Origin of the sequence: Paenibacillus prosopidis (genome assembly GCF_003337375.1) — a bacterium.
GTDB classification, from domain to species: domain Bacteria; phylum Bacillota; class Bacilli; order Paenibacillales; family Paenibacillaceae; genus Pristimantibacillus; species Pristimantibacillus prosopidis.
Map to the genome: position 1 here is coordinate 1 of NZ_QPJD01000047.1, position 4,636 is coordinate 4,636.

A 4,636-nucleotide genomic window follows, 5' to 3' on the forward strand; every position below is an offset into this window, starting at 1 on the left:
TCATTCCACTAATCTCCCGTTACTTCAGCGAAAGAAAAGGGATCCACAGACTGCGCAGCAGTTGGCGATCCCTTTTTAAGTAACGTACCCGTTAGTTTAATCCCGCTAGATTTAAATTCTTTTTCTGGCAAGGAACAAAGCAACAGCTTGAGGTTTTATAATGGTTTCTCCATGTTGATTAATTACATTTTTTATGCTTTGGAACAACTGATCTCTTGTCTCATCTGGAAGTATCCTATGTCGAGAGTTTGTGTTTAACAATGCAACATATTCATCTGCTGTATAAGTGTCACTCCATCTGTACTGCTTCACTTTTAAGTCTTCAAAAAGGCCGTCTTTTCTAATTATCTCTGATCTTTCATCAATGACTTGCTCAACAGATCGTGCATTTGAGTCATCAAGATGAGGTGCATATCTTCTGTAACCTTCACGAATTTGATTAGAAACAATAACAGCATTTCATTTCATTCAACCGCAACAACTCGGGTATCAAAAAGTGTTTGATCTGCTGTGTGAGCGAGGTACAATTGCATTTTTTTGGACCATTCATGTTCCATCAGCCGAGATTGCCAAATTGTATTTACTCCTATCACTTTGCCAATCTTCAAAAGATGAATGTATGATATTAACGTTGGTTTTTTTGAATTTTTCACGAGTAATGTCAGCAAGCTGTTGGCCCAATTCAATACAAGTCACTCTATCATATCCTAAATCCACAAGTCCCTTTGTCGCTTGACCTGTGCCACAACCGATTTCGAGTATGGAATCAGATGGCTTTATAGAGGTATATCCTAGGATGTCAAGGAACAATTGCTCGGGATAATTCGGTCTATACTTATCATATTCCTTTGCAACCTTGTCGAAGGTATTCTTCAGCTCCATAATAACTCCTCCATAATAGAAAATTGTAGACAATCGTGTACAACAGCAATCCGTTCACACAGTCAAAGTTCGTGTACTTTGCCAGGACAGCTCGCCTTCGGAAGCACAGTGCCTAACGATTTTAGTCTATCCGTTTCGATTTGTTCCGACATTTACATCCGTCTACTATATCATCTTCTTTCAATAATCTGATCTCTTTTAGGGCCGACTGAGATTCGACGGATCGGAATGCCGATCTGATCTTCAATGTATTGAACATATTTTTGTGCATTCACCGGAAGGGCTTCGAAACTGCGAATGTCCGAAATATCCTGCATCCACCCCGCGAGATTTCCCCATACTGGTTTAGCGCTCTTCAACATAGACAATACTGGAAAATCCGTTGTTTCCCGGCCATCGATTTCATATGCTGTGCATACCGGGATCTCATTTAAATACCCGAGGACGTCTAGATTTGTAAGTGCAGCTTCTGTCGCCCCCTGCAGCATGCACCCGTATCGAGTAGCAATAGCATCAAACCATCCCACTCGTCTAGGACGTCCCGTCGTTGCGCCGTATTCGCCTGCATCTCCTCCACGCTTGCGAAGCTCATCACCGGCACTGCCTTCAATTTCCGAAGTGAACGGTCCTGCTCCGACACAGCTCGAATACGCTTTGATGACGGCCACAATCTCATTGATCGCATATGGGGGTACACCTGCACCAACCGCCGCAAATCCCGCAAGTGTTGATGAAGAGGTCGAAAAGGGATATATGCCATGGTCCGGGTCCCGCAACGCCCCAAGCTGCCCTTCCAGGAGGATTTTCTCGCCGCTTGCCAGAGCCTGATGCATAAGAACTGTTGTATCACAAACAAATGGTTTCAACCGCGCCGCACTCACTGTCAATTCCGCCAATAACGCTTCGATAAAAATAATCGGCCTCTTGTAAAGATGTGTAAGCAGCACATTCTTCGGCGCAAGCGACGCTTCCAATCTCTCCCTAAGCCTCTTCGGATCATATAAATCAGCAACCTGCACACCAAGCTTCAAATATTTATCCGCGTAAAATGGTGCTATTCCCGATTTGGTTGAACCGAATTGACGCTCTCCCAGCCGTTCCTCCTCCAGTTTATCCAGCAGTTTGTGATAAGGTAGTACAACCTGTGCCCGATCGGAAACGCGAACAATCGGATTTGGTACACCTCTGGAAATCAGCTCATCGTACTCCCGAAGCAGATCTTCGACATTTAAAGCGACACCGGGACCGATTACATTGATCACACTCGGATAAAAAACTCCCGATGGCAGCAAATGTAGCGCGAATTTACCCAGCGGATTAATAATCGTATGCCCCGCGTTGCTGCCGCCCTGATACCGTACAACATATCGGGCTTGCGCCGCCAACACGTCCGTAATCTTGCCCTTTCCCTCATCTCCCCAGTTCGCTCCGACAACAGCCGTAATCCCCATAAACACTGTCCTCTCACTTGAAATTATTTCCTACAGCTAATTATAATGAGGATATTGATATAAATGAAATTAATATTAGTAATATAAGATATAAAGGAGATTGATGTTATGGTTGAAAATATGGAGTGGTATCGCGTGTTCTACTTCACCGCAAAAGCAGGCAGCTTGTCCAAAGCTGCGGAAGAACTTTACATCACACAGCCTGCAGTCACTCATTCCATTAAACAGCTGGAGGCGAGGCTTGGCGGGCAATTGTTCTTCCGCACCTCCAAAGGGGTAAAACTAACTAACGAGGGTGAATTGCTTTTCAAATATATCGAACAAGCCTACAATTTCATAAGTACCGGAGAAAGAAAAATTGCCGAGATGCATCAACTGATGGATGGTGAAATAAAAATCGGAGCCGGCGATACGCTATGCAAGCATTACCTGCTTCCCTATTTGGAAACGTTCCATCAGACGTATCCCGCAATTAAATTTCAAGTGACGAACCGCACCACACCTGAGACAATCAATCTTTTAAAACAAGGAAAAATCGATTTCGGCATCGTTAACCTGCCCATACAGGACCCTAAAATCACCATCCAAGAAAGTGTGTCTATTGAAGATTGTTTTATTGCAGGCGAAAAATTCAAGCATCTATCGGAAGAACCGGTTTCGTTAGAGACATTGGTGGGCTATCCCATTCTCCTACTGGAGAAGGGCAGCAGTATACGAGCATACATCGATTGGTTCACCGGCCGCAGCGGTGTCACGATCAAGCCTGAAATCGAGCTCGGCAGTATCGACTTGCTCATGGAGTTCACCCGGACAGGATTCGGTATCGCGTGTGTCATAAAGAACTTTATCACGAAGGAGCTTGCGCAATCGTCAGTTTACGAAATCAAACTGACCAATTCGATTCCTCCGAGAAAAATCGGCATTATTAAGCTAAAGGACGTCCCTCTATCGACAGCCGCAAGCCGTTTTATCGAGTTACTGCCAGGTAACTCTTGACTGAAAATAAAATAGGAGCCGATATCCTTTGGGATACCAGCCCCTATTGGACGTCACAGAGCTGGAACGCGTGTACAACCCTTATATCCTAAACGTTTACTAGAATATCAAGGGTGGTGCCAGCCAATGAGTACTGGACTTCTCGAGAAGACGTCACATCGATAATCAACACCTTCAAAGAATAGGCTGCCTATCGGCACTGTTGTCATTGCACAATCGTACCCGTTAGCTCAACGGCCAACACCAAAGTGATCTGTTAGCTTAAGCGTAATTTCCCCATCACATTCTGGTGCTTGATCTACTCCAAGTGGAAATAATCTGCTGGAGTTGTCTGTGTAATGCTGGGGGAGCAGCACAAAAACTAAACGTTTCTGTCACTTTCATCAAAGGATTCCTATAATCGATCGGCTGGCCGAAAAAATCGGTATAGACAGCTCCTGCTTCCTCAAGTAGAATCTGCTGTGCCACATTGTCCCAAATTTTGCAATTCTGATAAAGAAATCCACCGTACACTCCTTTCACCACCATCGCGGCATCAAAAACACTACTGCTATTTTGTATACTTCTGCATGCTAAGATAATCTCTGCCAACAGTTCACATTCTTTTCTCGTTCTGTTCGGATCATCTTGATGCCCCTCTACTCCATAGGCAATCAAGGATGAGAGCAACAACTCCTCCTCATCTTGCACTCGCACGCGTTGCTGATTACAGTACGCTCCTTTTCCTCTTTCAGCAGTATAGATTTCGTGGAAAGCAGGAAGCGCGAAACCACCAGCGACGGGTTCGTGGTCTTTGAGGAGTCCCAACATACAGCCATAGAGCGGGCTTGCCTGCGCAAAATTACTCGTTCCATCAATGGGATCAATGACCCAGGTGTAGGGCGAATGCTTATTAACGATACCCGTCTCTTCATCGAGAATATTGTGGGTTGGATAGGTCCGTTTGATCTCCTCGCACATCATCCTTCCTATCTCTATATCAGCCTCAGTCACAACCTGGCTCGTGTCGCCATTCTTTGTTGCTGATGTTACCCTTCCAAAATGGTCACGCGCCATTTGGGAAGCATCAGCGAGCGTCTTCATTAGAAACAATTGATAATCCATCTATTCCTTCCTTTCTACTTCCCCTACGTCTCTGGTAAGCATTGTTTCTCTGAGCGACAATTCCTAAGCTGTGGCTACCATCATCGAGGCAGCCCTTTTTTAAGCTGAACTATCGTACCCGTTAACATTCCTGTAGGTGTTAGTAGATTCGATTTGCAGAAAAACGAACGCCCCGCTAGGATGAGTATGTACTGGGTTGCTGC

The 4,636-nt window shown here is 45.0% G+C and carries 4 protein-coding genes; 1 reads left to right on the forward strand and 3 read right to left on the reverse strand.

Features of this window, described 5'->3' with window-relative positions; genetic code table 11:
* Window positions 1-546: 546 nt before the first annotated feature.
* Window positions 547-882 (reverse strand): rRNA adenine N-6-methyltransferase family protein, encoded by a 336-nt coding sequence (locus DFP97_RS29885; protein ID WP_114384304.1) that lies wholly within the window; start codon window positions 880-882, stop codon window positions 547-549.
* A gap of 170 nt (window positions 883-1,052) precedes the next feature.
* Window positions 1,053-2,333, reverse strand: coding sequence for an adenylosuccinate synthase (locus tag DFP97_RS29890; protein WP_114384305.1), 1,281 nt, complete (start codon window positions 2,331-2,333; stop codon window positions 1,053-1,055).
* 108 nt (window positions 2,334-2,441) lie between these two features.
* On the opposite strand from DFP97_RS29890, the gene DFP97_RS29895 reads away from it, so the two are divergent.
* A complete protein-coding gene (locus tag DFP97_RS29895; RefSeq protein ID WP_114384306.1) occupies window positions 2,442-3,329 on the forward strand; it encodes a LysR family transcriptional regulator in 888 nt (295 codons plus the stop codon).
* A 279-nt stretch (window positions 3,330-3,608) separates the two neighbouring features.
* Here DFP97_RS29895 and DFP97_RS29900 read toward each other — a convergent pair whose 3' ends face one another.
* Window positions 3,609-4,433, reverse strand: a complete 825-nt coding sequence (locus tag DFP97_RS29900; protein WP_114384307.1) for an inositol monophosphatase family protein — start codon at window positions 4,431-4,433, stop codon at window positions 3,609-3,611.
* Between the last annotated feature and the right edge of the window lie 203 nt (window positions 4,434-4,636).

Bases quoted from the DNA above. Each gene is read 5' to 3' on its own strand.
- DFP97_RS29900 (WP_114384307.1), bottom strand. From the start codon at position 4,433: ATGGATTATCAATTGTTTCTAATGAAGACGCTCGCTGATGCTTCCCAA.
- DFP97_RS29895 (WP_114384306.1), top strand. From the start codon at position 2,442: ATGGTTGAAAATATGGAGTGGTATCGCGTGTTCTACTTCACCGCAAAA.
- DFP97_RS29885 (WP_114384304.1), bottom strand. From the start codon at position 882: ATGGAGCTGAAGAATACCTTCGACAAGGTTGCAAAGGAATATGATAAG.
- DFP97_RS29890 (WP_114384305.1), bottom strand. From the start codon at position 2,333: ATGGGGATTACGGCTGTTGTCGGAGCGAACTGGGGAGATGAGGGAAAG.